Source organism: Burkholderia sp. LMG 13014, from assembly GCF_905232215.1.
Classification (GTDB): Bacteria; Pseudomonadota; Gammaproteobacteria; order Burkholderiales; family Burkholderiaceae; genus Burkholderia.
Map to the genome: position 1 here is coordinate 1 of NZ_CAJNKE010000666.1, position 3,024 is coordinate 3,024.

Annotated in this window: 3 protein-coding genes; all 3 read right to left on the reverse strand. The window is 68.6% G+C overall.

What is annotated here, in order from left to right:
- Positions 1 to 294: 294 nt before the first annotated feature.
- Positions 295 to 1,512: an MFS transporter gene (locus JYJ84_RS32750; protein WP_175219293.1), complete on the reverse strand. Its 1,218-nt coding sequence runs from the start codon at positions 1,510 to 1,512 to the stop codon at positions 295 to 297.
- A complete protein-coding gene (locus tag JYJ84_RS32755) occupies positions 1,509 to 2,585 on the reverse strand; it encodes an ABC transporter substrate-binding protein (RefSeq protein ID WP_122948856.1) in 1,077 nt (358 codons plus the stop codon). Before JYJ84_RS32755 ends, JYJ84_RS32750 begins: the two co-directional genes overlap by 4 nt.
- Positions 2,586 to 2,619: 34 nt before the next feature.
- A partial coding sequence (locus JYJ84_RS32760) for a biopolymer transporter ExbD (protein WP_205189996.1) occupies positions 2,620 to 3,024 on the reverse strand: 405 nt, incomplete at its 5' end.

The following is a 3,024-nucleotide window of genomic DNA, read 5'->3' on the forward strand; positions in this document are numbered from 1 at the left end:
CTTCCGCCCACGCGGGCAACGATACGGCCCCGCCCGTCAGCAGTCCCCCCAGCGCGGTGACGATGAGTTTTTTCCTGAACATCGATGAGTCATCCTGTTTGATCGGTTGAACGCACGTGCGTGCGCGACGCACGGGTTACCTATTGCAATTCGGATGCCAGCATCGAGAAGCCCGTCGCACGGGGCTTTCGGCATGCGTGCGGGGCAGGTGTTGCTGCATGCGCATCTGTGCAGGGAAGCAAACTGCTTGTCACGCAACACCGCCTGATCGCGCAACACCGGATCCGCCGATCATCAGGACAGCTTCGCAGGCAAGGGCCGCAATGCATCGCGCCGCCCATGTGCGATGCGCAACGCGAACGCAACCAGCACGACGACGGGTAGCCAGCACAGAAACACGGCCCTTAGCCCGACAACCGGCACGAGCGCGCTGCCGGCCAGCGGGCCGCAGAATGCACCCGTCATCGACGCGAGGTTGTAGAGGCTCGACACCTGGCTCTTGTCGGCCGGGTGACGGCCGAGATGCTGCATGTTGACGAGATGCAGCAGCGACGATCCGGCGCACAGCGCGGCGAGTCCCGCACCGACGATCCATGCGTCATGCGCAAGACCCAGCGCGAGCAACCCGGCCACGCCACCGGCAAGACTGAGCGCCTGGCAACGGCGCGCGGTCATCCGCTGCGCGACATGCCCGAGCCCGAACAGCGCGATCACCGCGACGACGCCCTGCAGCGTCAGCAGCGCGACGGCTTTCGTCTGGGACAGCCCGAGCGACTGGATCGCCAGCACCACCGTATACGCGCCGGCGAGCGAACGCGTCGCGCTGTTCACGGCTTCCAGCACGAGCTGCTCGCGCACGTCGTGACTCCACGCGAGCGCCAGCAATGCGCGCAGGCCGCCGGGTTCCGGTTGCGCACCGTGCGGCGCAGGCTCCGCGTCGCCGAGCAGCGTCCGGCTGAACAGCGCCATGCCCACGAAGCTCGCCGACGCCGCGCAAAACGTCGCGACCGCGCCATGCGTGACGATCAGCCAGCTCGCCAGCCACGGCCCGACCATGCCGGTTCCGACCGACATCGCCGCGCGGTACCAGCCGGCACGCGCGAGGCCGATCTGCGCGAGACGCGCGAGAAACACGCCGTTGATCGACACGATCCGGAACGGGATGCACAGCCCGATCAACACTTGCGTGAGCGCAATCAGCGGCCATGCGCCGGTAAACGGCACGACGAGATTGAGCAGCATCGGCCCCATGCTCGCGGCGAAGTACACGCGCCGTGCGCCGTAGCGCGCGACGAGCAGCCCGGCCGGCAAAGTCATCAACGCGATGCCGAGCGGCTCCATCGCGGCGATGATGCCGAGCCGCGCGCTGTCGACACCGAGCGCGAGCGCATACAGCGTCGTCGCGAGCTGCGCCATGCTGATCGTCGTGCCGCTCGCGAGCGCCAGCAGCATGAAGCCGCCGGTGAAGCGCTCGCGCCGCCATGCGTCGGCGACGCGTGCCGGCGCGCTCACCGCACGGCGTCGCGAGACAGCGTCGCGATGCCGTCGAGCGCGCGCCGGTCGATCCATGCGCGCACGTCGAAGTCGGCAGGCAGGAACTGCCATTCGACGAGGAAGCGCTTGAAATCGTCGAGCGCGGCGATCGACGCTTCGTCGAGATCCGTGCGCAGCCGCCGATGAACGTCCGCGCCGTATGCGAGCCGCAGCCAGTCATGGCCCGATCCCGTTTCGCGGCCGAGATAGCCGAGCACTTCCTGCTCGTGCTCGCGCGCCCAGCCTTCGACATCGGTCACGCGCGCGAGGAAGCGGCTGACGATGTCGGGATGGCGTTCGAGCGTCGACGCATTGACGGTCAGCGGCCGCGGCGACCCGTTGTTGATGCGGATCTGCGGATCGGGATGAAAGCCGATGTCGACGACCGGCTGCGCGCCGATCAGGTGCGCGGTTTCGAGCCCGAGCGAACCTTTCACGTAGATCGCGTCGACCTCGCCGCGCACGAGCGCGGCCGCTTCGGCCGCGTAGAGCCGGCGGCTGGACAGGCTCGCGGGATGGGCGAAGGCCGCGTCGCGCGTGACCGGCGTCGACACCGGTGCGCGCAGGTTCGACGCGGGCACGTCGACCCATTCGACGTCGGCCGGGCCGAGCCCGTCGAGCGACAGCGCGCTGATGAAGCCGCGCAGCGCCGCCGCACGGAAGATGTCGATGCGCTCGCCGTCGCGACGCGGCAGGCCGATGCGGCGCCCGCGCAAATCCTTCGGCCGCTTCAGGCCGCTTTCCGGCAGCGCGACGATCGCTTGCGCCTCGTCGACCCAGGTCAGCGCGACCACGCGCGTGTCGGCGCCGGCCGCGCGCGCCCACAGCGCCGGAATGCTGCCGCCCTGCCGGAATGCGTTGTCGAGGGAATGATCGACGTGCGCATGATGCAGCGCCGCGTGCTGACTTTCCTGCAGCGCGCGCACGGTGATGCCGTCGCCGGCGAACTCGCTGTCGAGCCAGCCGAGATGTGCGGCAATGCCGAGCGGCGTCGGCACCGGACAGCGCGTGTACCAGATCGACTGGACATTGTGTGAGGCCGTGATGCTCATGGATGCGTTCGGAAAAAGAGGGGTGAAACGCGCATCAGCCGCGCGGCGCGGTGAGCACCGACAGCCGCGTGATGCCCGCATGCTCGATCGCGGCCATCAGCTTCGCGACGGTGCCGTACGGCACGTGCTCGTCGGCCTGCAGGTCGAGCGCGACATCGGGCCGGCCGGCCTTCAACGCGGCCAGCTCGGCCGGCACCGCGGCCAGTGCGACCGCGCGCTTGTCGAGATACACCACGCCCTTGTCGTCGACGCTCACGGTGACGTTCGGCTTGCGATCGGCCGGTGCCGTGGCGACGGTGTTCGGCAGATTCACATGCACCGCGTTGTTGAGCAGCGGCGCCGTGACGATGAAGGCGACGAGCAGCACGAGCATCACGTCGACGAGCGGCGTGATGTTGATTTCGCTGAGCACGTCGTCGTTGTCGGAGGAAGAAGAGAA

Bases quoted from the DNA above. Each gene is read 5' to 3' on its own strand.
- JYJ84_RS32755 (WP_122948856.1), bottom strand. From the start codon at position 2,585: ATGAGCATCACGGCCTCACACAATGTCCAGTCGATCTGGTACACGCGC.